This is a genomic window from Nesterenkonia sp. CL21 (assembly GCF_031705515.1).
Classification (GTDB): domain Bacteria; phylum Actinomycetota; class Actinomycetes; order Actinomycetales; family Micrococcaceae; genus Nesterenkonia; species Nesterenkonia aethiopica.
The window spans coordinates 15,482-41,020 of sequence record NZ_JAUTWR010000016.1; the positions used below are offsets into that span (position 1 = coordinate 15,482).

Sequence of the window (25,539 nt, forward strand, 5' to 3'; positions counted from 1 at the left end):
CCCAGGCGATGGAGGACCCGCACTCGCGAAGGAGAGTGGAGGAAGACACGGCGGATGCCCTCCGCCCCGACCGACCAGCGAGGTCGGAACACCCCTGACGATGATCGGAGATCCTGATGTATCTGGCACTTCGCGAAGTCCGCTTCGCCCGCGGGCGCTTCGCACTGATGGGCACAGTGGTCGCCCTGATCACGCTGCTGCTGGTGATGCTCACCGGACTGACCTCCGGACTGGCGCGACAGAACGTCGCCGCGATCGACTCGCTGCCGGCGGATCGGATCGCCTTCGGGGATGACGAGCGCGAACCCAGCTACACAGAGTCCTCCGTCGACGCTGAGCAGCTGGAGACATGGCAGCAGGCCGAAGGCGTGGCCCACGCGGAGCCGCTGGGCATCAGCCAGACCACGGCCGAGGCCGGGAACGCGGTCTCAGTGGCCGTCATCGGACTCGCCGAGGACTCCCGAATGACGCCAGACGGCGAGGCGGCACCGAGTGTGGATCAGACGGTGGTCTCCGAAGAGATCAGCGAGGACCTGGGGCTGACAGTCGGCGATCCGGTGACGGTCAACGGCCAGGAACTCACGGTCAGCGCCGTGACTCCTACCCAGTGGTACAGCCACACCCCGGTGATGTGGACCGCACTGGCGCAGTGGCAGGAGCTCTCCCCTCGCGGCGATGCCGATGCCGTCGGCACCGTCCTGGCGATCACCGCACAGGACGACGCCTCCCCGACCCTCGATGAGCAAACGGTGGATGACGCCGCCGGCACGTGGAGCATGACCCCCACAGAGAGCTTCGACGCGCTGGCGTCCTACTCCTCCGAGAACGGTTCGCTGACGCTGATGCAGGTCATGCTCTATCTGATCTCCGGTCTGGTGATCGCGGCGTTCCTCACCGTGTGGACCGTCCAGCGCACCCGGGACATCGCGGTGCTCAAAGCTCTCGGAGCCTCCACCGGCTATGTGCTGCGCGATGCTCTGGCGCAGGCCGCCGTGGTGCTCACTCTCGGTGCGGGCATCGGTGGTCTCGCCGGGTGGGCCGGCGGTCTCGCCGCCAGCGGGGCAGCGCCTGTCGAACTCACCATGCTGACGACTCTGGCGCCCGCGGCCGGAGTCCTCCTCACCGGGCTCGCCGCCGCCGTTCTCGCTGTCCGCCGGGTCACCCGGGTGGACCCCCTCCTCGCACTCGGCGGCAGCTGATCCGCGCCCGCACTGTCCATCACCCTTCCACCTCATAGGAACACGCATGCCCACATCACCATTCACCTCGGACCAGACGGCATCGGCCGTTCCCTCTGACACCAGCTCCCGCACCGTCCCGGCACACGCGCCGACAGCCCTCGAGCTGGACGGTGTGACCCTCACCTACCCGGACGGCGCAGGAACGCTCACCGCTCTGGACGGGGTCTCGCTCCGCGTCGGCGCGGGTCAGATGCTCGCCCTCGTCGGTCCCTCCGGGTCCGGAAAGTCCAGTCTGCTCGCCGTCGCGGCCACTCTCGTCCAGCCTCAGCACGGCGTGGTGAGCATCGCCGGACGCGATGCCGCCCAGCTCAGCCGCCGAGGCCGCGACCGGCTGCGGCGCGACGAGATCGGCATGATCTTTCAGCAGCCCAACCTGCTGCCGTCGCTGACGTCGCGTGAGCAGCTCATCATTGCTGAAGACATGAGGGGCGGCGCCCGTCGGTCGGCCGCGGCCAGGGCCGACGCCCTGTTGGAGGAGGTCGGCCTGACCGACGCCGCCGGACGGAGACCTCATGAGCTCTCCGGAGGAATGCGCCAGCGTGTCAACATCGCTCGCGCCCTGATCGGCTCGCCGTCGGTGCTGCTGGTGGACGAACCGACGGCCGCGCTGGACCACGACCGTTCCCTGACCGTGGTGCAGCTGCTCGCGAGACTGACGGCCGAGCATCAGGTAGCCACCGTGATGGTCACCCACGACACCGAGTACGTGCCGGTGGCCGACGCCGTGGCCACGATGCGTGACGGCGCTCTGTCCCGCCCCGAACCGACCGACACCGGAAAGACCTCATGGAACTGAGCTCCTCCAGCCCTGGGCCTCAGCTGGGCGACCGGCGAGCATCCCGTGGGGTCTCCTCAGGTCGGAGGAGTGCCGAGCACAGGACCGTCACCGGAGTCATCAGCACGCCCCGACGCCCGCACCTGCTTCTTCGGCGCCCCGTGGATGACCCGGTGACGGATCCAGGCCGAGATCTGGTCGATGATGATGGTGACCACGATGATCACCACCAGGGTGATGCCGATGCGGTCCCAGGCCCGCACGTTGAACAGGGCCGAGAGCAGGGATCCGATGCCGCCGGCGCCCAGCACACCGAGGATCGCCGAGGCCCGGATGTTGACCTCGAAGCGGTACAGCCAGATGGCGATCACCTCCGGCATCACCTGCGGAAGCACCGCCCAGCGGATCATCTGCAGCTTGGTGGCCCCGGCGGCGCGCGAGGACTCCAGCGGCCCCGGATCCACCCCCTCGATCGCCTCCGAGATCAGCTTCGACAGGGTCCCGATGGAGCTCACTCCCAGGGCCAGCGCGCCGGCCAGCGGCCCGAGGCCGAAGATCGGCAGCATCACCGCGATGGCGAACACGATCTCCGGGACCGCGCGGATCACCGAGAGGATGAACCGCACCACCGCATACAGGGGCAGCGGCGTCATGTTCCGCGCGGCCAGAAAGCCCATGGGCAGGGAGAACAGCGCCCCCACCACGGTGCCGATCCAGGCGATCTGCACCGACTCCAGCATGTCGGAGAATGCCGTGGTCCACGCCGCCTGCACCTCCGGGGTCAGCGGCTGGAAGACACCCTGGACCATCAGCGTGGAGTAGTTGAGGAAGTTCGCGGGAAAGTCGGCCAGCCGAGAGAAGTTCGCCCCCGTGGTGGAGATGGCCGCGATGAAGAGGATCCCGAAGGCCAGCATCCCCAGGTTCCACCCCAGCTTGGAGGGCTTCACCGGACGGGCGTCCAGACGATCCGGGGCGAAGCGAGGACCGCCGTCTGCGCCGGAGGAGCTCCGCGACTGTCCGCCGGGTTCGTGGGAGTGGCTCATGTCAGCCTCCGTCGGATGGTCAGGGACAGGAAGTCCACGGCCAGCACCACGACCACCAGGGCGATCATGATCGCCGAGATGTTCTCATAGGCGAAGCGCGAGAGCTGCACGCTGATGATCGAGCCGATGCCTCCCGCGCCCACGATCCCGAGCACCACGGAGGCGCGGATGTTCAGCTCGAAGACGTAGAGGCTGTAGGACAGGTATCCGGGGAGGATCTGCGGCACCACAGCCACCCGGTCGCGCTGCAGCAGGTTCGCCCCTGAAGCGTCGGCGGCCTCCAGCGGACCGCGGTCCACGGCGTCGATGGTCTCACCGGTCAGCTTGGCGATGATGCCGATGTTGAACATCACCAGCGCCAGCACACCGGCCATGGGTCCGGCGCCCCCGGCGGTGCCGCCCAGCATCGCCACGAACAGCAGGCCGTACCCGATGTCCGGGATGGACCGGATCACCGAGTTCAGCGCCTTCACGAACTGGGAGACCCCCGTGTTCGGGCTGGAGACCGGGGAGGCCAACATGGCCAGCAGCAGGCCGATGCAGCACCCCACGGTGGTGGCGACCACCGCCATGGCGAGGGTGACCAGCCACGCGTCGGAGACCCGCCAGATGAATGCCCAGTTCGGGTTCAGGAATCCCTGCAGCACCGGTTCGGCGCGGTGCAGGTCCTCCCACAGCGGGGACAGCGTGAATCCGATTCCGGAGCCGCCCCACCAGGTCACCCCGATCACGGCCAGCGCGCCGAGGATCGGCAGCGTGCCGGTGCGGGTGCGCCAGCCCAGGACCAGCACGGCCACCAGCGCCAGGGCGCCCAGCGCCGGATACAGCGGCACCCGACCCACACCGATGTCGAGGACGAGCGTGGACGAGGAGGTGGCCAGGAAGAACAGGATCAGCAGGACGACGACGGCGGCCAGGCCCAGGTAGCCCGTCACACTGGGACGCGGCTTCTCCGGTCGGTCCGCTCCGCCGGAGGCCGGAGGTCCCCCGGGTGCGGAGGGCGGCGCAGTGACGGTGACGCTCACCGGCCAGCACGCTCCGCCGGTGAGGCGGCCGATCCGCCGCCCTCGACCTCAGGTCCTTCCTCGGGTCCGTCCTCGGCGCCCAGGGCCTCGTCCACGCTCACCGGAGCGTCGGGGGCGACGTCCTCAGCCGTCAGGGACCGCTGGTAGACGCCCTCGATGGCAGCATCGGTGGCGGCCTCCACGGGGCCGTCGAAGACGACCTCCCCGCCGCGCATGCCGATCACCCGGTCTGCGTACCGGCGCGCCATGTCCAGGTGGTGGAGGTTCACGATGGTGGTGATCCCCAGTTCCCGGTTGATGCGTCGCAGGTCCTGCAGCACCTGGTGCGCGGTGGGCGGGTCCAGGGAGGCGACCGGCTCGTCGGCGAGGATCACCTCGGGATCCTGGGCGAGCACCCGGGCGATCGCGACCCGCTGCTGCTGTCCCCCGGAGAGCGCGGAGGCCCGGTTGTAGGCCTTCTCCACGATGCCGACGCGCTCCAGCGACTGGAAGGCGATCTCCTTGTCGGCCGCCCTGTACCAGCCCAGCAGCGAACGCCAGGAGGAGGTCTGGGACGACCGACCCACCAGCACGTTGGACAGCACGGAGATCCGGCTGACCAGGTTGAAGGACTGGAAGATCATGCCGACCCGGGAACGCAGGCGGCGCAGCTGCCGACGGGAGGAGGGGTCGACGACCTCGTCGCCGACGGTGAGGGTGCCCGAGGTGTAGGGCACCAGGCCGTTGATGGTACGGATGAGGGTCGACTTTCCCGCGCCGGACAGGCCGACGATCACGACGAACTCTCCGGCCTCGATGTTGAGGTCGACCTTCTTGAGGCCTGGGAAGCCGCCGGGGTAGACGACATCGACGTTCTCGAATCTGATCATGGGGTTTCCTGTGGACCGTGTCGCGGGAGGCCCCGACCGGCGGTGCGCCGGTCCGGACCTCCCGCGACAGGGGGACGACGGCTGGCGACGTCGCCCGGACGGGGTCGGATGGGCTTACTCGTCGCCGAAGTTCGCGGCCACATCACGGGCGGCGTCGAGAGCGTCGATGTTGGCCTCCACGAGGTCGTCGATCTCATAGACGTCGAAGAGGACCTCCTGACCCTCCTCGGACTCGGTGAGCGCCAGGAAGCCGTCGGTGATCTGCTGCTTCTCCTCGTCGCTGAGGTCAGCGGCGAGGGCGATCCCGTCATTGGGGATGTCCTCGCTCCAGGCGAAGACGACGACCTCGTCGCCGACGTCCTCCTGCTCCTCCACCACGGACTCCCGGGCGTCGTCGAAGCTGACCCCGATGCTGATCTCGCCGTTGTAGACGTTGAGCACCGAGTTCGGGTGGCCCCCGGCGAACTGGGCGTCGATGTCGCTGAGCGGGTCGAAGCCGTTGAGCACCTCCAGCTGGGTGGCCGGGTAGTAGTAGCCGGAGGCGGAACCCTCATCCACGAAGGAGATGGTCTCGCCCTCCTCGATCAGCTCGAGCGCCTCCTCCCCGACCGGTCCGGACTCGGCGGTGTCGGTGCCGTTGCAGAACAGCATCTCGTAGCCCTGGCCGGTCTCCGCCATGACGGGCTCGTCCAGGCAGTAGGTATCCGGATCATTGGTGAACCACTGGGTGACGTAGGTGTCGGAGCCGTAGCGCACGGACTGGAGCACGGCCTCGGCATCGGCCTGGTCGATGGCCTGGACCAGCGCGATCGGGCCGAACATGCCGATGTCGGCCTGCCCGGTCTGCATGGCGGTGACCAGTCCCGCATAGTTGTCGGTGATGTACGGCTCGACATCGCGGTCCAGCTCCTCGGCGAGCAGCTCCGCCAGCGCGTCGGCGTCCTCGACGAGCTGGTCCATGTCCTGCGAGGGGACCAGGCCGAGCACGAGGGCGTCCCCGTCTCCGCCGTCGCCGCCGTCATCGGAGTCCGCGACGCAGCCGGCCAGAGCGAGCGTGAGCACGCCGCCGACGGCGAGTGCGGAGGTGGTCTTGATGCGCATGAGTGATTCCTTGTCGATCATGATGCCGGTGGCTGCCGGACCTGCACATCGATCGAGACCCCCAGTGCACCGTCCGGCAGGCTCCTCGTCCCGAGCCGCGGCACCGCGTGCCTGAGCCTCGTGTCGAGAGCCTCATCCGGGCACGCCGCACCTGACGCGGGGCGCGAGTCTGATCCTCACTCTAGAGCGGAGAGATGGGCCTCACAAGCCACGGAAGGGGCGTTTGATCAGGTGTCACACAGTGTTCACATGCCTGGCGGAAGCCCGTGATGCCGCTCACGACGTCGGCATGAGCGGCATCACGTGACCTGCGAGTAGGTATCGGGGCTGGTCAGCGCCTTGCGCGCACTCGCGCCCAGGACCTGATGATCGGCGCGGCATCGGCGAAGTCCTGGACGCGATGATCCGGCTCTCCGAGTCCGGTGGCGAATCTGTCGATCAGCAGCGTGGTGCCGCCCAGGGCCGCGAGGTGCTCATGATCGTTGCGCCAGATGTCCCCCACCGAGAGGATCTCCTGCGCCGGCACGGGCTCCTCCCCGCCGATCAGCTCCCCGGCCCGACGCAGGACCTCCGGCATGCCGAAGGGCTTCCGAGAATCTGTGATGACGGCGTCGAAGGCCTCGGTGAGCCCGAGCGTCTCGAGCCACGGGCCGAATGCGGCGGCGGGGGCGTTGGTGGCCAGCACGACGCCGGCCTCCGCACGGACCTCGTCGAGCAGCTCGGCCAGGCCTGCGGGCGCGTGGACATCGGTGGTGCCCAGCCCGCGGGCCAGGAGGTCCTCCCGTCCGCCCAGGAAGGCCTGGCCGGCGTCGGCATCGCTGAGGCCCCGCTGGCGGGCCAGCAGCTGGACCAGCTGATAGCCGTCCTGGACCGGCCAGGAGACCGGGTGGGCGCTGGGGGCTCGATGCGGCTCCGCACCCCGTTCGACCGGTTCCTGGTCCACGCCGCGGGGGAAGCCGGTCTCATCGAAGGCGATGTCGGCGGCGAGCAGGTCCTCGACGGCGAGGGCATGCGCGACGGCGGCCTCCACGCCTCCCTCCTCCCCCCGGGCGGCGAGGATCGCGTCCACGCGACGAGCATAGGCGAGCACGGGGTCGTCGCCGAGGCAGACGGTACCGTCGAAGTCGAGGAGCAGCAGGCGGCGGCGCGGTGTGGAGGGTGTCGTCGTCACAGGCCTCAGCCTAGCCCGCGACGGGTGCGGCCCGGGAGGCGGCGGGGAGCTCGCCGCGGAGGCAGAAACGGCTCAGGACCGAGACGTGGGCGTCCACCGAGTCCAGCGCGGGCATCGGCGCCTCGGCCGGCGGGATCAGGATGCCGATCTCGGTGCAGCCGAGCACGACCGCATCGGCGCCGCGGGCCTGCAGCGCCGTCATCGCCGCGAGGAAGTCGCTCCGCGCCGGATCGGTGAAGTAGCCCTGGGTGAGCTCGTCGAAGATCCATCGGTCCAGCGTCCGGCAAGTCTCGGGGTCGGGCACGACGACGTCGATCCCGTGGGCTGCGAGCCGGGCGCGGTAGAAGTCGTCCTGCATGGTGCGGGCGGTCCCCAGGATGCCAAGCGTCCCATGACCCGCGAGGCGAGCCTCCTGAGCGACGGCGTCGGCGATGTGGATCAGCGGCACGTCCACGGACGCCTCCACGGCAGGGGCGACTTTGTGCATCAGGTTGGTGGCGATGGCGAGCGCCTCCGCCCCACCGGCGACGAGCCGCTGCGCTGCGGCGGCGAGCACATCTCCGGCCGTCTCCCAGCGGTCGGCGACCTGGAGGGCGCGGATCTCGGCGAAGTCGGCGGAGTCGATGAGCAGCGGAGCCGAGGCGTGGCCCCCACGAGCGTCAGCGACAGCCATGTTGAGGCCGCGGTAGTACTGCACGGTGGAATGCCAGCTCATGCCTCCGAGCAGACCGATGCGATGCATGATGAATCCTTCCCTGTGGATGCCCCGGGCGGCGCAGGCCACACACGCCCTGACGACATCACCATCATGTTTCCTTGGGGTGATGAACGGTAGACCCAGTCGTGATGCCCCAAGGCATAAGCTGGACTTATGGAAGACTCCGAAGGGACCGCCGCGGCCCATGACAATCACCAGAACAGGAATGGCGCCGCCGAATCGACCAGCCCCGCGACCCGCCCGCTCGCCGTCGACCTGGGCGACGAGTTCACCGACGCGGAGCTGGACCCCGAGGCGCTGCGGGAGCAGGTCAGCCCGGACTATGACCTTCTCCCCGAGGTCGATGCCCCCGGATCGGCTCCCCGTGGCGACCGGATCGGCCGCCACGGCCGCCATCATCACGAGCATCCTGCGCCCCGCCGGGGCGAGGAGGAGCAGCTCGATCTGCGCAAGCTGCTGCTGTTCGAACGCGCCGTCTCCGCCGGCAGCCTCAGCGCCGCCGCCGTCGAACTCGGCTGGTCTCAGCCGGCGGTCTCCCAACAGCTCAGCACCCTCGAGCACTCCCTCGGCACCCGGCTGCTCACCCGCACCACCCGTGGCGTGGTGCCCACCCCGGCCGGCCGTATCCTGCTCGGCCGCGCCGAAGCCATCCGCGCCCAGGCGCGCGGCGCCCTCGAGGACCTGCGCTCCGCCGTCAGCCCCGTGGACCAGACGCTGCGCATCGCAGCCTTCCCCTCTCTGCTCGGAGGCGCGCTGGCGCCGTCGTTGGAGCAGCTGGTCGGCGGAGGCGGAGGGGGCTTCGAGGTCCTCGAGCACGAGCCCCCGGAAGCCCTCGACCTTCTGCGCCGCGGGCGGGTCGACGTCGCCCTGATCTTCCGCCACGGGCCCGGCGAGGCGATCCCCTCCGGCCACCGGGCAGTCGTGCTGGGCGTGGACCGGCACGCGCTGATCCTCCCGCGCCGGTGGGGGCTGGACCGGGATGTCCGCGAGCTCGCCGACGCCGAAGACCTGCCCTGGGTCGCCGGCTGCCGCCGGTGCACCCAGCATCTGACCCAGGTGTGCGAGGCCGCCGGCTTCACTCCGGCCATCCGTCATGTCACCGATGACCCTCAGGCCATCCAGGCACTCGTGGCCCATGGGCTCGGGGTCGCCCTGATCCCCCGTCTCGCCCTGCGAACCCCCGGGGCCACCGGCTTCGCGGACCGGCTCGACGTCGTCGATCTTCCGCAGCTGGTCCCGCGGGAGATCACGGCCGTGCACCCGGAGAGCTGGACCGGCACAGCCCGCCTCGACGAGCTGATCTCCGCCCTGCGCGGCCGGCTCTGAGCGGCCCCCGCGACGCGGAGGCCCCGAAGGAAAAGCCCCCGAAGGAGAAGCGCCCGGGCGCACGGGAGGGCCCGCCACCTGACGGTGACGGGCCCTCCCGAGGTGCCGGCCGCGCCGAGAGCCCTCGACGACGGTCAGCCGATCCGGACGCGACTCAGCGCAGGGTCTTGCCTGCCGAGCCGAGCCGCTGCGCGGCCTCGACGATGCGGGCCGCCATGGACTCCTCGGCCTTGGCGCCCCAGACGCGCGGGTCGTAGGTCTTCTTGTTTCCGACCTCGCCGTCGACCTTCAGCACGCCGTCGTAGTTCGAGAACATGTGCCCGGCCACCGGACGCGTGAACGCGTACTGGGTGTCGGTGTCGATGTTCATCTTGATCACGCCGTAGCTCACGGCGTCGGCGATCTCCTGCTCCGTGGAGCCCGAGCCGCCGTGGAAGACCAGGTCGAACGGGCTGTCCTTGCCGTACTTGGCGGCGGTCTGATCCTGGATCTCCTTGAGGATCTCCGGGCGCAGCTTCACGTTGCCCGGCTTGTACACGCCGTGCACGTTGCCGAAGGTCAGCGCGGTGATGTAGCGCCCCTTCTCACCCAGACCCAGGGCCTCGATGGTGGCGGTGGCGTCCTCGACCGTGGAGTAGAGCTTCTCGTTGATCTCGTTCTCCACGCCGTCCTCCTCACCGCCGACGGCGCCGATCTCGACCTCGAGGATCTGCTGGGCCGCGGCGGAGCGGGGCAGCAGCTCCGCGGCGATGCGCAGGTTCTCCTCCAGGGTCTCGGCGGAACCGTCCCACATGTGGGAGTTGAAGATCGGGTCACGCCCGGCCTTGACCTCCGCCTCGGAGGCCTCGAGCAGCGGCAGCACGAAACCGTCCAGCTTGTCCTTCGGGCAGTGGTCGGTGTGCAGGGCGATGTTGACCCCGTAGTTCTTGGCGACCTGCTTGGCGAAGGCCGCGAAGCCCAGCGAGCCGGCCACCATGTCCTTGATGCTGGCGCCCGACCAGTAGGCGGCGCCGCCGGTGGACACCTGGATGATGCCGTCCGACTCGGCCTCCGCGAAGCCACGGATCGCGGCGTTGAGGGTCTGCGAGCTGGTCACGTTCACTGCCGGGAACGCGTAGCCGCCGGACTTGGCGGCGTCGATCATCTCGTTGTACTTGTCCGGTGTAGCGATGGCCACGGGCGAACTCCTTCGAGTCGTGGGTCAGAGGGTCTCCCGATCCATCCTAGCCGCGCAGACCCGTACGGCGAGCGGCACAGCTCACATCGGTCGCGGGTATACCGGGTAACCTGCTGAGGCGACCGCCTGTGACGCCATGACCGTCACCTCGGGGATTCCTGGTACCGCACTGAACAACGCCTGTATAGAGTGAGACCCATGACACACCTTGCCTCCGGATGGGACCCCCATGACGATGACTTCGCCGTCCCGCTGACCCGAGGGGAGGCGGTCGCGCAACGTCTTCGGGAGGAGATCCTGACCGGGCAGCTGCCTCCCGGGGCTCCCCTGCGAGACGCCGAGCTTGCCTCACGGCTCGGGGTCAGCATCACCCCGGTGCGCGAGTCGGTGGCCACGCTCATGGCCGAGGGTCTGGTCGAAGCCCTGCCCAACAAGCGACGTCGGGTCTCCGTGCTCACCCAACGGCAGGCCGAGGAGCTCAGCGACCTGCTCGGCACTCTGCTGATCATCGCCGTCGAACGCCTCCCGCTGCCGATGGACGACGATGCGGAGATCTCGGAGAGCCCCGTGGGCGCCGTCGCCGCCGCCGCGCGCCTCATGGCGCAGGCATGCCGGTCAGACACCCGAGACACCGCGGAATCCTCCTACCGCACCTTCGCCTCCACGCTGTTCCGCGCGACCGGCCACACCGAGCTGATCAGGGTCGCCGTCCCGACCCTGCGGCGCACCCTGAGCATGTTCCGGCAGTTCCCGGTGGAGGGCCTGCTCCCCACATGGGCTGCGGCGCTGGACGATCTCGCTGACCACCTCGACGACCTCGAGGGCGCCGAGGACCGGTCACAGGCCGAGGCCGCGAGGAAGGCCGCCACCGAGCGGACCGCTCAGCTGGTGCGAGACGTCCTGGCCCTGGTGCACGACACCAGTGAAGACGACGGTGCGGCCTCCGCGGCAGCGGCCGACGCCGCCGACGACGACTGACCTCGCCCGAGCTGCGCAGGTCAGCGACCGATCGACTCCGTGGCCGCCATGCGCCAGTTGACCATCGCCGCCCCCAGCACCACGGCCGCCGCCAGCAGCGGGGCGAACAGCGCCGTCGAGGTGCCCACGTGCTCGCCGATCTGGCCCACCAGCGCCGAGGCAGAGGACTGCCCGACCACGATCCCCGTGGTGGCCACCGTCATCGCAGTGGCGGCACGTCCCCGCGGACTGCGGGCCGAGACCAGACTGAACACCGTCACCAAGGTGGGCCCCAGCCCGATGCCCAGCAGCCCCAGAACCGCCAGCATGCCGCCGAGTCCGGGCACCCATGGCAGCATCGCGGTGCCGACGAGCATCAGCCCGGCGAAGATCAGCCAACGCGCCCGCAGCGAGAACCGCTCCGGAAACAGTCCGGCACCCAGGGCGAAGGCCGCCGAGCCGATCCCCATCACCCCGTAGCCCAGACCCGCACTCTCGCCGTGGCCGGCGTCGGTCATGAAGGAGGTCAGGGAGGTCAGCACTGAGCCGAAGAACAGCCCGATCCCGAGCGCGCCCACCAGCACGGTCAGCAGGGATCCGTGGAACAGCTCCCGCACCGGGGCGACGAGTTCCGGCTCGCCTCCCGAGGGGCGCACCTCCTTCGCACTGCGGTGCAGGGCGAAGGAGGTCACGAAGACCAGGGTCAGCAGCGCCGCCCCGACCACAGGGGCCGCCGGGCTCACCAGCGCGGCCAGCAGTCCCACGATCATCGGCCCGAAGACGAAAGTGACCTCGTCGGCGGCGGACTCATAGGCCATCGTGCGGCTCAGGGTGCGGTTCTGACGGGCCGCCGGCAGCCGACGCAGAATGATGGCCACCAGCCGGGTGCGGGACATCGGCGGGATCTGCGGGGTGGTCGCTCCGATCAGCAGCGCTGCCACCAGCACGGCCCAGTCCGGCAGAGGCGAATAGGCCACCCAGGCCATGGCCAGCAGCGTCACAGTGCTGGCCAGCCCGACCACGAGCACCACGAGCCGCTGGCCCCAGCGGTCCGCGGCCGCACCCACCAGCGGGGCGCACAGGGCCGTGCCCAGGCCCACCATCGCGGAGGTCAGGCCGCCCAGCCCGAGGGAGCCGCGGGCGGAGACCACCAAGGTGAGCACCCCGACGACCATCATCGCGTAGGGGAAGCGCGCGATCAGGGCGATCGGGAAGAAGGACGGGCCGGCCGCACGGACCAGGGTGGGTCCGTCATCAGGGGGAAAGACCGGGACGTCGCGCCCGGAGGACTGGTCCTGGGAGCCGTTCCGGCGATCGGAGTCGAGAGTCGTCATCGTCGCGCACCTCCTGCAGCGCACACATGGAGCAGTGCCGCCTTGGCGTGCTCCACGATGAGCATCACCAGGTAGATACACAGACTGGTCAGAGTCGAGCCACGCAGGGATTCCCGCGCAGGCCGACAGAACAGTGTACAGGACCTCCCCGCACGCTCAGTCGCGGGAGCCGCTGTTCTCCGGACCCAGGGCATCCAGTGCGGCGAGCAGGTCTGCCCGGTGGCGCGCGTCGTCGAGGTCCACCTGCAGCACGCGGGCCGCGGTGCCGACCACGCGCCGCACGGTGTTGCGATGGAGCCCCAGCTCCCGCGCGGCACCGTCCCATCTGCCGTGATGCAGCAGCCAGCAGTGCAGCACCTCCAGGCACTCCTCTCGGCGGCCGTCGTCGAGCGTCCGCAGCGGAGAGAGCATCCGGTCCGCCAGCGCGGCCCGAGCCTCCTGCGGCACCGCCGCCGCCCACCGCCCCGGCGTGCGCGCCGCAGCGGCGTCCTCCGCCGTGAACTCCGCGGCGGTGACCGAGACGCCCCGCGCCTGGGCCACCGCGGTCAGCGCCACGGCCTCATCCATGGCGACTCCGAGCCGACCCACGGGCTGGGCACGGCTGACCGCCACCACCCACCCCTGGTCCTCACAGAGCCGCAGACGACGGCGAGACGGCGGGGTCGCCACCAGGGCGCGCAGATGCCGCCCGTCGCGGTCGGCAAGGCCCGCTGAGACGAGGGTGGACCACCAGGCCAGCTCCTCAGGACCGTCCACGGTCACCTCCTCCGAGACCCCGGGCGGGACGGTGCGTGGTGCGGCGACCACGGCGTAGGCGCAGCTGTCGGCGTCGACGCCGAGCACCTCCCTCAGGAGCTCCGCCGTCTGGTCCTCCGCGGTCTGGCCCTCCGCCGTTTCGCCGGACTCCGGCGTACGCCATGTGCCACCCCGGGCGGCCTCCCCCGACACCGCACGGGCCGGTGCCGTCGCACCGCGCCCCTGCTGCAGGATCAGGCGCATGGTGAGCTGGTCGACCGCGGCGCTGCGCCGACCGGGGGCCCGCAGGATCAGCTCCAGCAGGTCGCCTGCCAGCATGAGCAGGGTCAGGTCGTACTGGGTCAACGGGCGCGGGGCCACCATCAAGACGACCGGGGACGCGGCCGACGCCGGCGCCGGGCCTCGGAGCCTCAGCCTCACCGCTTCGGGCGTCGACGAGCGCGGATCGTCCTCGTGAGCCTGGAGGGCGGTGAAGCGGAGGCGCTCCCGCCCCGCCTCAGGGCGGGAGGCACGCTCCAGCTGCTCCTCACCCACGCCGGGTGGCAGCGTCCCGGACTGCTCGATCAGCCGTCTGCCTCGCAGCTGCACTGCGGTGCCGGTGGCCTCCGCCAGGCGATCCAGGATCTGCCGGACCGGACGTGAGCCGAAGGCCGAGGTGACCATGGAGATGACGCCCCGGCTCGCGGCGGCGGCCTGGGCGACCCGCTCCGACTCCAGCAGCGATGCCAGCGCGACTGTGAGCCGGATGAACGGCACGTCCTCGGGCAGGGCGAGCAGCGGCAGATCATGGGCCTTGCAGGCTGCGATCAAGGCCGGAGGGACGTCGTCGTGGACCGGCATGATCCCGAACAGCAGGGCCGCCACCCCGCCCTCGCGCAGCCGCGCGACGTACTGGTCCACGCTCGCCGGGTCCTCGGGCAGCCCCAGCCCCGTGACCAGCAGCAGCTCATCTCCCGCCAGGTAGCGCCGCGGGTCGTCGAGTTCGATCACCGGCGCCGAGGCCACCGGGATGCGCCGGACGGACCCGGGATCCTGCGGGTGGAGGCAGCGGATGCGCAGCTCCCGCTCATCGAGGAGCCGGCCCAGCTCGACCGTGATGCGACCGCGCCGGTGCTCCTCAGAGCGCAGCTGCTCGATATAGGGCAGCTCCTCCGCGGGCGTCATCTGGTCATTCTATCCCGGCAGACGCTAGAACAGGATGTTTCGTCCCAGGACGTCTGTGATGCGTCGCACTAGCATGACACCAGGCGCGCCGACGGGGGCCTCCCGGCGGCGCACAGCCTCGAGACGCTGCAGGAGACGCCCTCATGATCCTCGACATCGCGGTGATCGCCGTCTACACCGCCACCATCCTCGGCGTGGGCTGGTGGGGCCTGCGCCGGTCCACCACCAAGAGCGACTACCTCGTGGCCGGACGCCGTCTGGGGACGTTCATGTACTCCGCGGCGATGTCCGCCATCGTGCTCGGCGGAGCCTCCACCGTGGGCGGCATCGGCCTGGGCTACAGCTTCGGCGTCTCCGGAGCGTGGCTGGTCACCGCCATCGGGCTGGGGATCCTGCTGCTCTCGGCGCTGTTCGCCCGGCACATCGTCAAGCTGCGCGTCTACACCGTGATGGAGATGCTGGACCTGCGCTACGGGCCGTCCTCCCGCGTCGTCCCGGCCGCGGTGATGTTCCTGTACACGTTCATGCTCGCAGTGACCTCCACCTTGGCCTACGCCACCATCTTCCACGTGCTGCTGGGCGTGCCGAACTGGGCGGGGATCCTCATCGGCGGCAGCGTCGTGGTCATCTACTCCACGCTGGGCGGCATGTGGTCGATCACGATGACCGACGTGATCCAGTTCGTCATCAAGACGATCGGCATCCTGCTGCTGCTCGCCCCGGTGGCGGTCATCCATGCCGGCGGCTTCGCCGAGATCCGCGAGCGCGTGGGGGACTCCTTCTTCTCGCCCACCGCGATCGGCGGCGCCACCATCGTCACCTACATCATCACCTATACGCTCGGACTGCTGATCGGCCAGGACATCTGGCAGCGGGTGTTCACCGCCCGCACCCCGCGCATCGCCATGATCGGCGGCAGCCTGACCGGGGTGTACTGCATCGTCTACGGGATCGCCGGCGCGGTGATCGGCATGTCCGCCCGCGCCATCTGGCCGGATCTGCCCAACCCGGACGAGGCCTTCGCCACGATCGTCCAGGACGCGCTGCCCACCGGCCTGCGGGGCCTCGTGCTCGCCGCCGCCCTGGCGGCCCTGATGTCCACGGCCTCGGGGGCGCTGATCGCCGCCTCCACCGTGCTGACCACCGATCTCATCCCGTACGCCCGCCACCTGCTGCAGCGCGGTGCCGCCCCGGATCCGGCCGAGACGCGGGACCAGGAGGACGTGCGGGGCTACCGCGGCGCCACCCTGCTGCTGGGAGTCGCCGTCATCCTCGTGGCCACCATGGTCACCACAGTGGTGGGCGCGCTGGCCATGGCTTACAACGTCCTGGTCGGCGGTCTGCTCATCGCCATCCTGGGCGGCCTGGTCTGGCGCCGCGGAACCCGTCAGGGCGCCACCTGGTCCATGGTGGTCGGCACAGTGGGCGTCATCGTCACCATGGCCGTCACCGACATCCTCGCCAATGAGCCGATCTACGTGGGTCTCGGCGCCAGCCTGGTGACCTATGTGGTGGTCAGCCTGCTGACTCCGCCCACCTCCGAGGAGGTCCACCGGGAATGGGTCCGCCGGCTCAGCCGCAGCGACACCACCACGATGAGCGAGATCCCGCCCCACGATGAAGGAGCACCGACCCGATGACCTCCCCGGACCTTCCCGCCGGCACGCCCGGCACCGCCGGCACCCCCGGCACGCTGGGCACCCGCATCGGGGGCGACGTCGTCCTCGAGTCCCTGCAGGCGCTCGGGGCCGAGGGTGTGGTGGGGCTGCCCGGCCAGCACGCCCTGGGGCTGTTCGACGCGCTGCGCCGCTCCGAGCTGCCCTGTCTGGCCGCCCGAGTCGAGAACAACGCCGGCTTCATGGCTGACGGTCTGGCCCGCGTCACGGGGAAGCCCGCACCGCTGCTGCTCTCCACGGGCCCGGGTGCGCTGACGTCGCTCGCCGCCCTGCAGGAGTCGGCGGCGTCCTCGGTGCCGGTGCTGGCGATCAGCGCCCAGGTGCCGGTCGCGGGCCTGGGCGGTGGGCGCCACGGGTACCTCCATGAGCTGCCGGACCAGTCGGCGTCGTTCCGAGGGGTCGTGAAGAGCACCTTCACGGTCCGGCGGATCTCCCAGATCCCCTCGGCCCTGGCCGAGGCCTGGACGACGGCGGCCTCCGCCCCCCAGGGGCCCGTGCTGGTGGAGATCCCGCAGGACGTCCTGTTGGAGACGGCCGAGCCGTCCGTGCCGCCGGTGGTGAACCTGACCGCGACGCCGACGGCCCCTCCTGCGCGCGAGGAGCTGGTCCAGCAGGCGGCGGACCTGCTGCGCGGCGCCGAGAACCCGGTGATCCTGGCCGGCGGCGGAGTGGTCCGCGCCGGCGCAGGAGAGTCTCTGCGTCGTCTCGCCGAGGCGCTGCCGGCCCCGGTGGTCACCACGTTCAGCGGCAAGGAGGCCCTGGCCTGGGACCATCCGCTCAACGCGCGCAGCTGGATGGAGGACATCGCCACCACGGAGTTCCTGGAGTCCGCCGATGTGCTCCTGGTGGTCGGCAGCGGCCTCGGGGAGCTCTCCAGCAACTACCACACCTTCGCACCCCGCGGCCGGGTCATCCATGTGGAGGCCGACCTCGGCAAGGTCACCGCCAACCACACGGGGCTCGGCGTCCACGCCGACGCCTCCGCCGCCCTGTCCGGGATGGCCGCCGCCGTCGAGAGCTCCGGTGCGCCGGACCCGGGGCGACGCACTCGAGCCGAACAGCGCGTCACCGCCCTGCTGGCCACCGTGGCCCGTCGGCTCGAGGGCCAGGGGCTCGAGAGCGAACGCGCGCTGCTGTCCGGCCTCCGGCAGGCCGCTCCGGAGGGCACCGACACGTTCTGGGACATGACCATCGCCGGGTACTGGGCCTGGTCGGCATGGGACCCGCGGGATGGACGCTTCGTCTCCGCGCAGGGCGCCGGCGGCCTGGGCCATGCGCTTCCCGCCGCGGCCGGGGCCTCCTTCGCGCGCCGGCTGCGTGGTGAACCGTCAGCCGTGCTGGCCGTCTCCGGCGACGGCGGGGCGCTCTACGGCATCGCCGAGCTCGCCGCCCTGGCCCAGCACCAGCTGGACGTCACCTGGCTGATCGTCGACGACGGCGGCTACGGCATCCTGCGGGAGTACATGGAGTCCGCCTTCGGGACCGCCACGGCCACCGAGCTCGCCCGCCCGGACTTCTGCGCGCTGGCCGCCTCCTTCGGAATCCCGGCGGAACGGGCGACCACGGACGAAGCGCCGGATGCGGTGACCCGGGCCCTGGCCGCCGGTGGTCCCCGTGTGGTCGTGGTCCCCGCCCGGCTGGGGCTGTTCGCCCCCACACACCTGGACCGGCTCGGCTGATGTGCGGTCAGCGCCTGGTCCTGTTCACCGACCAGACCGACCTCGACCCGCAGCCCGCCCGAGAGATGCTGACGCGCCACAGCATCGGGAGCATCCTCGCCGGGCCCGAGGGCCCGCTGGCGGCGGCGCAGGCGACCACCGGCCCCGTGGAGGGCCTGGTGGTGGGCTACGCCGACGTCGACGCCGGCCTCCTGGACGCGCTGCCGGCGCTGCGCGTCATCGCCACCAGCAGCACCGGGCTCGACATGATCGACCTGGAGGCGACCCGAGCTCGGGGGGTCCCGGTGGTGCCCCTGACCGATGCCTCGACGGAGGAGGTCGCCACCCACGCGGTCGCGCTGATGCTGGCCGTGGAACGGCAGCTGCTGGCAGGGGCCCGCACTGTGGCCGCCGGCGGGTGGACGCAGGAGGCCACCGGGCTGACTCCCGCCCCGCGACGGCTCAGCGACCTCACCGTGGGCCTGCTCGGATGCGGCCGCATCGCGCGGCGCGTCGCGGCGCTGCTGCGGCCGCTGGTCGGAGAGATCATCGGCCACGACCCCCACCAAGACTGTCCGGAGATCCATCAGGTCGGCGTGGAGGAGCTGCTGCGCCGCAGCGACGTGCTCAGCCTGCATGCGCCGCTCACGCGGGAGACCCGCGGGCTGCTCGACGAGGAACGGCTTGCTCTGCTCCCGCACGGAGCCACCCTGATCAACTGCGCCCGCGGCGAACTGGTGGATCCCGATGCTCTGCTCTCCGCACTGGACTCCGGCCGGCTGCGTGGGGCCGGGCTCGACGTCCTGCCTGGTGAGCCGCCGTCGCCGTCGTCGCCGCTGCGCCAGCACCCGCAGGTGGTGTGCACCCCGCATACGGCGTTCTGGTCGGCGCCGGCCCTGGAGACCTACAGCCTGCAGCCGGCACGCACCGTGCTGGAGCACCTCACCTCCGGGAGCCTCCCCGCTCACGCGGTGCTGTGACCCGTTCCGGACCCGCCCGACAGCTCGGCCCCTACGGGGCCCGGCAGGCTCACCTTCCCGGAGGTGGGCCGGGTGAGCCTCCCGCAGAAAGTCTGAGCCCTGGTTCAGTCCCCCACGTAGGCGGCCAGATGCTGACCGGTGAGCGTGGCGCCGGCACCGTCCCGGGCCGCGGCGACCAGATCGGACGGGGTGCCTTCGAAGACCACCCGCCCGCCGTCGTGGCCCGCCCCTGGCCCGAGGTCGATGATCCAATCCGCATGGGCCATGACCGCCTGGTGGTGTTCGATGACGATCACGCTCCGCCCGGAGTCCACCAGCCGGTCCAGCAGCCCCAGCAGCTGCTCCACGTCGGCCAGATGCAGACCCGTGGTGGGCTCGTCCAGGATGTAGGTACCACCGTCGTCAGCCATGTGCACCGCCAGCTTCAGGCGCTGCCGCTCACCGCCGGAGAGCGAGTTCAGCGGCTGCCCCAGCGTCAGGTAACCCAGACCGACGTCGGCCAGCCGCCGCAGGATCTTCTGCGCGGCCGGCAGCCGCGCCTCGCCGTCGCTGAAATGCTCCAGCGCCTCATCCACGGACAGGTGCAGCACTTCGCTGATGTTCCGCCCGCCCAGCGTGTACTCCAGCACCGCGGCCTGATAGCGCCGGCCTTCGCACTCCTCGCAGGGAGTCTCCACCGTCTCCATCACCCCGAGCTCGGTGAAGACCACCCCGGCGCCCTTGCACGTGGGGCATGCTCCCTCCGAGTTGGCGCTGAACAGCGCCGGTTTGACCCCGTTGGCCTTCGCGAAGGCCTTCCGGATGGGCTCCAGCAGGCCCGTGTAGGTGGCCGGATTGGAACGCCGAGAGCCTTTGATCCCGGCCTGGTCGACGACGACCACGCCCTCCCTGCCGGCGAGGTTCCCGTGGATCAGGGAGCTCTTGCCGGAGCCCGCCACCCCGGTGACCACGGTGAGGATCCCCGTGGGGACGTCGACGTCGATGCCGGTCAGGTTGTTCTGCTCGGCTCCGCGGATCTCCAGCACGCCGTCCCGCTGCCGGACCGACTCCTTGAGCCGGGCACGGTCGTCCAGGTGACGCCCGGTGAGCGTGTCGGAGGCACGCAGCCCCGGCACGTCACCCGTGTAGACGATCTCACCGCCGGCGGACCCCGCCCGGGGCCCCAGGTCCACGACGTGGTCGGCCACCGCGATGGTCTCCGGCTTGTGCTCCACCACCAGGACGGTGTTGCCCTTGTCCCGCAGGCGCAGCAGCAGGTCGTTCATCCGGGCGATGTCATGCGGGTGCAGCCCGATGGTGGGCTCGTCGAAGACGTAGGTGACGTCGGTCAGTGCGGAACCGAGGTGGCGGATCATCTTGGTCCGCTGGGCCTCACCGCCGGAGAGTGTGCCGGCGGGCCGGTCCAGGCTGAGGTACCCGAGTCCGATCTCCACGAAGGAGTCCAGCGTCTCCCCCAGCGTGGTCAGCAGCGGGGCCACGGACGGCTCGTCCAGGCCGCGCACCCAGGCGGCCAGGTCGGAGATCTGCAGGGCGCAGGCCTCGGCGATGCTGATGCCCGCGATCGTCGAGGATCGGGCGGCCTCGGTGAGCCGGGTGCCGTCGCAGTCCGGGCAGGTGGTGAAGGTGACCACCCGGTCCACGAAGGTCCGGATATGGGGCTGCATGGCCTCACGGTCCTTCGAGAGCATGGATTTGCGCACCTGGGGCACCAGCCCCTGGTAGGTCATGTTGATCCCGTTGATCTTGACCTTCTCCGGCTCCCGGTGCAGGAGGTCGTGGCGCTCCTGGTCGGTGTAGTCGCTGATCGGCTTGTCCGGGTCGAAGAAGCCGGACTCGGTGTAGAACTTCACCGACCAGCCGCCGACCTTGTAGCCCGGCACCGTGATGGCGCCTTCATGGAGGGATTTCGTCTCGTCCACCAGCTGGGTGACGTCGATGTCGCTGACCTGGCCGCGGCCCTCACACTGCGGACACATGCCGCCGGTGATCTGGAAGTCCCGGCGTTCCTTGACCTTCTTGCCCTCCTTCTCGAAGGTCACGGCTCCGGCGCCGCTGATGGAAGCCACGTTGAAGGAGAACGCCTGCGGGGAGCCGATGTGGGGCTCGCCGAGCCGGCTGAACAGGATGCGCAGCAGCGTGTTCGCGTCGGTCGCGGTCCCCACCGTCGAGCGCGGGTTGGCGCCCATGCGCTCCTGGTCCACGATGATCGCGGTGGTCAGGCCCTCCAGGTGGTCCACGTCCGGGCGGCCCTGGGAGGGCATGAACCCCTGCAGGAAGGCGCTGTAGGTCTCATTGATGAGCCGCCGGGACTCGGCCGCGATGGTGCCGAAGACCAGCGAGCTCTTGCCGGATCCAGAGACTCCGGTGAACACGGTCAGTCGTCGTTTGGGGATCTCCACACAGACGTCGCGGAGGTTGTTCTCCCGGGCTCCGGTCACCCGGATGATGTCATGGGTGTCCGACGGCGCAAGCGCGTCAGCTCCTCGGGACGCGGGCGGAGATGTGGGCGTGGCGGTGGTGGTGCGAGCGGGGGTGGGCGACGTCGTCGTCATAGGTTCTCCTGGGGAGCACCGGTCGCGCGTCCCGAACGGGTGAACGCCGGTGACGCGCGATCATGGACAGGTGCACAGCAGTGTAGTGCTCCCCCATGACGGCTTCCTCAGGACGGCTTCCTCAGGACGGCTCCATCAGGACGGCTTCATCGGTCCGCCCCCGACGTGTGACCGTGTGCGGCACGGAACTCGCTGGGCGTGTGTCCCGCCTGCCGCCGGAACCATGCCGTGAAGTTGCTGGGGTCATCGAACCCGATGCGGTCTCCGATGCTGTGCACCGGGAGGTCTGTCTGGACGAGGAGCCGACGGGCCTCCAGCAGGAGGCGCTCGTCGATGACCTTCTTGGGCGTGACGCCTCGGGCCAGCCGAGACGCCCGGGCCAGCGTCCGGGGAGACCAGCCCAGCGCGGCGGCATAGTCGGAGACGTCATGCCAGTCCGCGAACCGTCGTTCCACCAGCCTCCGGAAGTCCCGGAAGGCCGGCGGAAGCTCGGCGAAGTCCTCCTGGCCTCGGTGCCAGGACACCAGCTGGATCAGCAGGGCCGAGAGAGCGTGCCGCAGGGCGGATCGCTTCAGGGGGCGCGACTTCGCACCGTCTGAGGCGAGGTCGCGCACTGCGGTGCTGAGCACGGCGAGACGCGCGGGGTCTGTGTCCTGCGCATCCCACCAGTGGGGCCCTTCCGGAGAGTCGGCGGAGGTGAGCCGGGTGGTGTCCGGGTCCAGGAGCCCGCCAGGGAAGAGCAGCACGGTCCCCTCCAGACGCGTGGGATCCTCCCACAGCTGGACCTGTCCGGGACGCACCCAGAGCACCGTCCCGGGCGCGAGGCGGTGCTCGGCGAAGTCCACCATGTGCCGGGCAGCGCCGTGCTCAATGAGCATCACCTGGTGGAATCCCATCCGCTGCGGCCGATCGAACAGACCGGGCGAGGCCCGGCCCAGCAGGTCATCGACGGTGTGGACCTCCACCTCGCCCGCCTGGCCCGCAGGAGGACGGTAGGCGACGTCCTCAATCGCATCGTGTCCCATATTCACCATGATATGTCCACTTCTCACCGGGACCTTGCACCCGGTGAGGAGTAGATTCACCAAAGTCAGAGACACCGACCCGGACAGGAGAACCATGGCTCACATCGCCGTCATCGGAGGCACCGGCCACGCAGGCTCACACATCGCCGCAGAGGCCGCCCGCCGAGGCCACCACGTCACCACCGTGTCCCGCAATGGATCGGACCGGACTGCTCCCACCGACGCCGCGGGGCAGATCCACCACATCGCCGGCTCCGCCGCCGACGCTGAGCTGGTGGCCCGGTTGGCCACCGACCATGACGTCATCGTCCTCGCCCTGCCGGCGGCCGGGGAGCCCGGTCTGTCCGATCATCTGCGTACGGTTCTGCCTGCCGCGGCGCGCGGAGGAAGCCGCGTCGCCGTCGTCGGAGGCGCCGGCGGCCTGCGAGTCAGCCCGGACGGGCCGATCCTGATGGAGACCGCCGACTTCCCTCCGGAGTACCGTCCCGAGGCGACGGCCCACCGGGAGGCACTCGACGTGCTGCAGCAGGACACCTCAGGGGCGCGCTGGTTCTACCTCTCCCCCGGAGCGATGTTCGGGGCGGAGCTGCAGATCCCGTCGACAGGTGAGTACCGCACCTCGGACGAGGTCCTCCTGACGGACCCGGACGGCCGATCCCAGATCAGCGGGGCCGACTATGCCCTCGCCCTGGTCGACGAGATCGACCGCCCTGCTCACGAGAACCGCCGGTTCCACGCGGCACAGTGACGGAGTGCTCCCGGCGGGAGGGGGTCAGCTGCGCACTGGATCCGCAGATCTCATGCCAGCGGCCTTCTCCCCCTGGGCGCCGTTCGCCAGCACGGGCAGCACCTGGCGCGTGGACACCACGACGGTCGGGTCCACGGTGGCGAGGATCAGCTCATTGCCGGTCCCCGCGACGGCCAGCTCCTGTCCGGCCGGACCGATGACCGCCGAGTGCCCCACGCCCGTGGGGGCGCCCTCCACCGGTTCCCGACCCACCACCCAGGGGTCCGGCTGATCGCAGGCCACCACATGGCAGGTCGCATCCAGCGCCCGGGCACGCACCAGGGTCTCCCACTGCCGGATCTTCCCCTCACCGGCGCCCCAGGAGGCGGAGACCACGACGGCGTCGGCCCCCTCCCGTGCGTAGTGCTGGAACAGCGCGGGGAACCTCACGTCGTAGCAGGTGGCCAGCCCGAGCGTGACACCGTCGAGGCGGATCAGCTGCGGCGTGGCGCCGGGTTCGACGGTGTCGGACTCGCGGAAGCCGAAGGCGTCGTAGAGGTGGATCTTGTCATAGGTGACGTCCACGCCCCGGCCCACCGCGAGCAGGGTGTTGCGCACCCGCGGGCGGCCGGCCCCCGACGCCGTGCCGGGGGTGAACATGCCGGCGATGATCAGCACCCCATGGCGGCCGGCGATGCTGCGCACCTCTTGGGCCCACGGGCCGTCGGTCTCTTCGGCGATCGGCACCAGCGGGTTCCCGAAGGCGCAGTGCATGGCCTCCGGGAACACCACGGCGTCGGCGCCCTGCTGGACTGCCCGTGCGGTGTAGGTCCTGATGAGCTCCAGGTTCACCTGCGGGTCCTCGGTGCTGAGCACCTGGGCGACGGCGATCTTCACGCGGCCTCCTTCTCCTGGTCGGTGGCGCCCTGCGGGCGCCGGAAGTCATCGAACTCGAGCAGCAGGGACACCAGCAGGCCGCCCAGCAGCGCCCAGAACGGGGCGGAGATCCCCAGGATGGTGACGTTGGCGAGCCCGATGATCATGGCCACGAGAGCGCCCAGGCGGAACGTCGACGTCGCGAACGCGCCGCGGAACGCGGTCAGCAGCACCCCCAGCATGGCCAGACCCGCCAGAGCGGTGATCAGGGCCGCGGGCAGCGTGGTCACCAGGGTCACGGCGACGGAGGCGAAGAGCCCGAAGGTCACGAAGATCGTGCCGTTGACGAGCACCGACGCGTAGCGGTCGCGGCGCAGGCGTCCTGCCTCCGGGGACCCGCAGATGGCAGTCATCGGGCCGGCGATGGAGGCGTTGTGCCCGCCCATCCAGGCCACGGCCAGGCTGGCGGCCCCGCTGATCACGGTGATGCTGTTGACCGGTGGCCGGTAGCCCTCGGCGATCAGGACGCCCATGGACTGGATGTTCTCCGCCTGGATGACCAGGGCCAGCGGGATGCCGACCCCGAGCATGGCGAACAGGTTCCACTCCGGGGCTGTGAGCTCCGGGGTGACCCAGGTGAAGCCGTTCCCGCTGGAGTCCATGCCGCCGGTGATCAGCACCGCCGCCACGCCGAAGACCAGCGCCCCGACCACCCCCGGCACCTGCCGCACGAAGCGGCTGAGCAGCACGTATCCGAGCAGCGCGGCGGCCACCACGATCGGAGCGGCGGCGGTCGCGTCGACCACATTGACGGCGTAGCGGATCAGCACCCCGCCGATCATCGCCATGAGGATCGGCATGGGGATCCAGGCCACCAGCACCCGGACCCACCCCGTGAGTCCCAGCACCAGCACCAGGACGCTGGCCACCAGATAGGCGCCGATCATCTCCGCCAACGAGTAGGACTCGAGGCTGGAGACCACCAGGGCCGCCGCCGGGATGGACCAGGCGCCGACGATGGGCTGCTTGTAGTACAGGCCCATGATGAAGGAGATCAGGCCGCCGACCACGTAGACGGCGGAGATCCAGGCGACCGTCTTCCCGGGGGTGAGCCCCGCGCTGTCGGCGCCGTCGACGATGATCAGCGCGGGACCTGTGCAGCCGAACACCGCGGAGACGACGCCGGCGCCCACGCTGGAGATGTTCAGGCTCCGACGCAGGGAACGGATGCTCTCCCGCGGGCCGGGCCCCCGTTCGATGAGCCGATCGGACTCCAGGACGCCGTCAGCGATGTGCTCGTCGTCGGTGTGCCCGTCGTCGGTGTGCCCGTCGTCGACGGCGGCACCGGCGTCGCGTGCGGAGGGTGAGCTGTTCGTGGAGGTCATCTC

At 70.5% G+C, this 25,539-nt stretch carries 21 protein-coding genes; 8 read left to right on the plus strand and 13 right to left on the minus strand.

Going from position 1 to position 25,539, the window contains the following annotated elements; all coding sequences use genetic code 11:
* The first annotated feature begins 116 nt into the window (after window positions 1–116).
* Both Q7C18_RS15925 and Q7C18_RS15930 read left to right on the plus strand, forming a co-directional pair.
* A complete protein-coding gene (locus Q7C18_RS15925) occupies window positions 117–1,199 on the plus strand; it encodes an FtsX-like permease family protein (protein ID WP_311026214.1) in 1,083 nt (360 codons plus the stop codon).
* 46 nt (window positions 1,200–1,245) lie between these two features.
* Window positions 1,246–2,037, plus strand: coding sequence for an ABC transporter ATP-binding protein (locus Q7C18_RS15930; protein ID WP_311026215.1), 792 nt, complete (start codon window positions 1,246–1,248; stop codon window positions 2,035–2,037).
* Window positions 2,038–2,093: 56 nt separating this feature from the next.
* On the opposite strand, the gene phnE (Q7C18_RS15935) is transcribed toward Q7C18_RS15930, so the two are convergent.
* From phnE (Q7C18_RS15935) to Q7C18_RS15960, 6 genes are all read right to left on the minus strand, one after another.
* Window positions 2,094–3,059, minus strand: coding sequence for a phosphonate ABC transporter, permease protein PhnE (phnE, locus tag Q7C18_RS15935; protein ID WP_311026216.1), 966 nt, complete (start codon window positions 3,057–3,059; stop codon window positions 2,094–2,096).
* Window positions 3,056–4,084: a phosphonate ABC transporter, permease protein PhnE gene (gene phnE / locus Q7C18_RS15940; protein WP_170922642.1), complete on the minus strand. Its 1,029-nt coding sequence runs from the start codon at window positions 4,082–4,084 to the stop codon at window positions 3,056–3,058. Before phnE (Q7C18_RS15940) ends, phnE (Q7C18_RS15935) begins: the two co-directional genes overlap by 4 nt.
* The gene (phnC, locus tag Q7C18_RS15945) at window positions 4,081–4,953 is read right to left on the minus strand and encodes a phosphonate ABC transporter ATP-binding protein (protein ID WP_083277658.1); all 873 of its coding nucleotides are present in this window, start codon (window positions 4,951–4,953) and stop codon (window positions 4,081–4,083) included. Before phnC ends, phnE (Q7C18_RS15940) begins: the two co-directional genes overlap by 4 nt.
* Window positions 4,954–5,067: 114 nt before the next feature.
* A complete protein-coding gene (gene phnD, locus Q7C18_RS15950) occupies window positions 5,068–6,054 on the minus strand; it encodes a phosphate/phosphite/phosphonate ABC transporter substrate-binding protein (protein ID WP_070161382.1) in 987 nt (328 codons plus the stop codon).
* A gap of 331 nt (window positions 6,055–6,385) precedes the next feature.
* Entirely contained in the window at window positions 6,386–7,225 is an 840-nt protein-coding gene (locus tag Q7C18_RS15955) for an HAD family hydrolase (RefSeq protein WP_311026217.1), read from the minus strand.
* Window positions 7,226–7,235: 10 nt separating this feature from the next.
* Complete coding sequence (locus tag Q7C18_RS15960; RefSeq protein ID WP_070161398.1) at window positions 7,236–7,967, minus strand: aspartate/glutamate racemase family protein; 732 nt, start codon at window positions 7,965–7,967, stop codon at window positions 7,236–7,238.
* Between the two features lie 129 nt (window positions 7,968–8,096).
* On the opposite strand from Q7C18_RS15960, the gene Q7C18_RS15965 reads away from it, so the two are divergent.
* Window positions 8,097–9,269, plus strand: a complete 1,173-nt coding sequence (locus tag Q7C18_RS15965) for a LysR family transcriptional regulator (RefSeq protein WP_311026218.1) — start codon at window positions 8,097–8,099, stop codon at window positions 9,267–9,269.
* 154 nt (window positions 9,270–9,423) lie between these two features.
* Here Q7C18_RS15965 and fbaA read toward each other — a convergent pair whose 3' ends face one another.
* A complete protein-coding gene (gene fbaA / locus Q7C18_RS15970; RefSeq protein WP_070161376.1) occupies window positions 9,424–10,446 on the minus strand; it encodes a class II fructose-bisphosphate aldolase in 1,023 nt (340 codons plus the stop codon).
* 198 nt (window positions 10,447–10,644) lie between these two features.
* On the opposite strand from fbaA, the gene Q7C18_RS15975 reads away from it, so the two are divergent.
* Complete coding sequence (locus tag Q7C18_RS15975) at window positions 10,645–11,424, plus strand: GntR family transcriptional regulator (RefSeq protein ID WP_311026219.1); 780 nt, start codon at window positions 10,645–10,647, stop codon at window positions 11,422–11,424.
* Between the two features lie 20 nt (window positions 11,425–11,444).
* Here the strand turns inward: Q7C18_RS15975 and Q7C18_RS15980 are convergent, their stop codons facing one another.
* Together Q7C18_RS15980 and Q7C18_RS15985 are read right to left on the minus strand one after the other, a co-directional pair.
* A complete protein-coding gene (locus tag Q7C18_RS15980) occupies window positions 11,445–12,737 on the minus strand; it encodes an MFS transporter (protein ID WP_311026220.1) in 1,293 nt (430 codons plus the stop codon).
* Between the two features lie 156 nt (window positions 12,738–12,893).
* Window positions 12,894–14,657: a PucR family transcriptional regulator gene (locus Q7C18_RS15985; RefSeq protein ID WP_311026221.1), complete on the minus strand. Its 1,764-nt coding sequence runs from the start codon at window positions 14,655–14,657 to the stop codon at window positions 12,894–12,896.
* A 143-nt stretch (window positions 14,658–14,800) separates the two neighbouring features.
* Here Q7C18_RS15985 and Q7C18_RS15990 point away from each other — a divergent pair, with 143 nt between their 5' ends.
* The 3 genes from Q7C18_RS15990 to Q7C18_RS16000 are packed head-to-tail and all read left to right on the plus strand — an operon-like array spanning window position 14,801 to window position 18,971.
* Window positions 14,801–16,297, plus strand: a complete 1,497-nt coding sequence (locus Q7C18_RS15990; protein ID WP_070161162.1) for a sodium:solute symporter — start codon at window positions 14,801–14,803, stop codon at window positions 16,295–16,297.
* A complete protein-coding gene (locus tag Q7C18_RS15995) occupies window positions 16,294–18,012 on the plus strand; it encodes a thiamine pyrophosphate-binding protein (RefSeq protein WP_311026222.1) in 1,719 nt (572 codons plus the stop codon). Before Q7C18_RS15990 ends, Q7C18_RS15995 begins: the two co-directional genes overlap by 4 nt.
* Window positions 18,012–18,971: an NAD(P)-dependent oxidoreductase gene (locus tag Q7C18_RS16000; RefSeq protein ID WP_311026223.1), complete on the plus strand. Its 960-nt coding sequence runs from the start codon at window positions 18,012–18,014 to the stop codon at window positions 18,969–18,971. Before Q7C18_RS15995 ends, Q7C18_RS16000 begins: the two co-directional genes overlap by 1 nt.
* A 104-nt stretch (window positions 18,972–19,075) precedes the next feature.
* On the opposite strand, the gene Q7C18_RS16005 is transcribed toward Q7C18_RS16000, so the two are convergent.
* Together Q7C18_RS16005 and Q7C18_RS16010 are read right to left on the minus strand one after the other, a co-directional pair.
* Window positions 19,076–21,523: an excinuclease ABC subunit UvrA gene (locus Q7C18_RS16005; RefSeq protein ID WP_311026224.1), complete on the minus strand. Its 2,448-nt coding sequence runs from the start codon at window positions 21,521–21,523 to the stop codon at window positions 19,076–19,078.
* Between the two features lie 146 nt (window positions 21,524–21,669).
* A complete protein-coding gene (locus Q7C18_RS16010; RefSeq protein WP_311026225.1) occupies window positions 21,670–22,548 on the minus strand; it encodes an AraC family transcriptional regulator in 879 nt (292 codons plus the stop codon).
* Window positions 22,549–22,642: 94 nt separating this feature from the next.
* On the opposite strand from Q7C18_RS16010, the gene Q7C18_RS16015 reads away from it, so the two are divergent.
* Window positions 22,643–23,296, plus strand: coding sequence for an NAD(P)-dependent oxidoreductase (locus Q7C18_RS16015; protein ID WP_085437546.1), 654 nt, complete (start codon window positions 22,643–22,645; stop codon window positions 23,294–23,296).
* Window positions 23,297–23,320: 24 nt separating this feature from the next.
* On the opposite strand, the gene Q7C18_RS16020 is transcribed toward Q7C18_RS16015, so the two are convergent.
* The gene (locus Q7C18_RS16020) at window positions 23,321–24,172 is read right to left on the minus strand and encodes a carbon-nitrogen hydrolase family protein (protein WP_311026226.1); all 852 of its coding nucleotides are present in this window, start codon (window positions 24,170–24,172) and stop codon (window positions 23,321–23,323) included.
* Complete coding sequence (locus tag Q7C18_RS16025; protein ID WP_311026227.1) at window positions 24,169–25,536, minus strand: benzoate/H(+) symporter BenE family transporter; 1,368 nt, start codon at window positions 25,534–25,536, stop codon at window positions 24,169–24,171. The genes Q7C18_RS16020 and Q7C18_RS16025 overlap by 4 nt, the downstream gene beginning before the upstream one ends.
* Window positions 25,537–25,539: the final 3 nt, after the last annotated feature.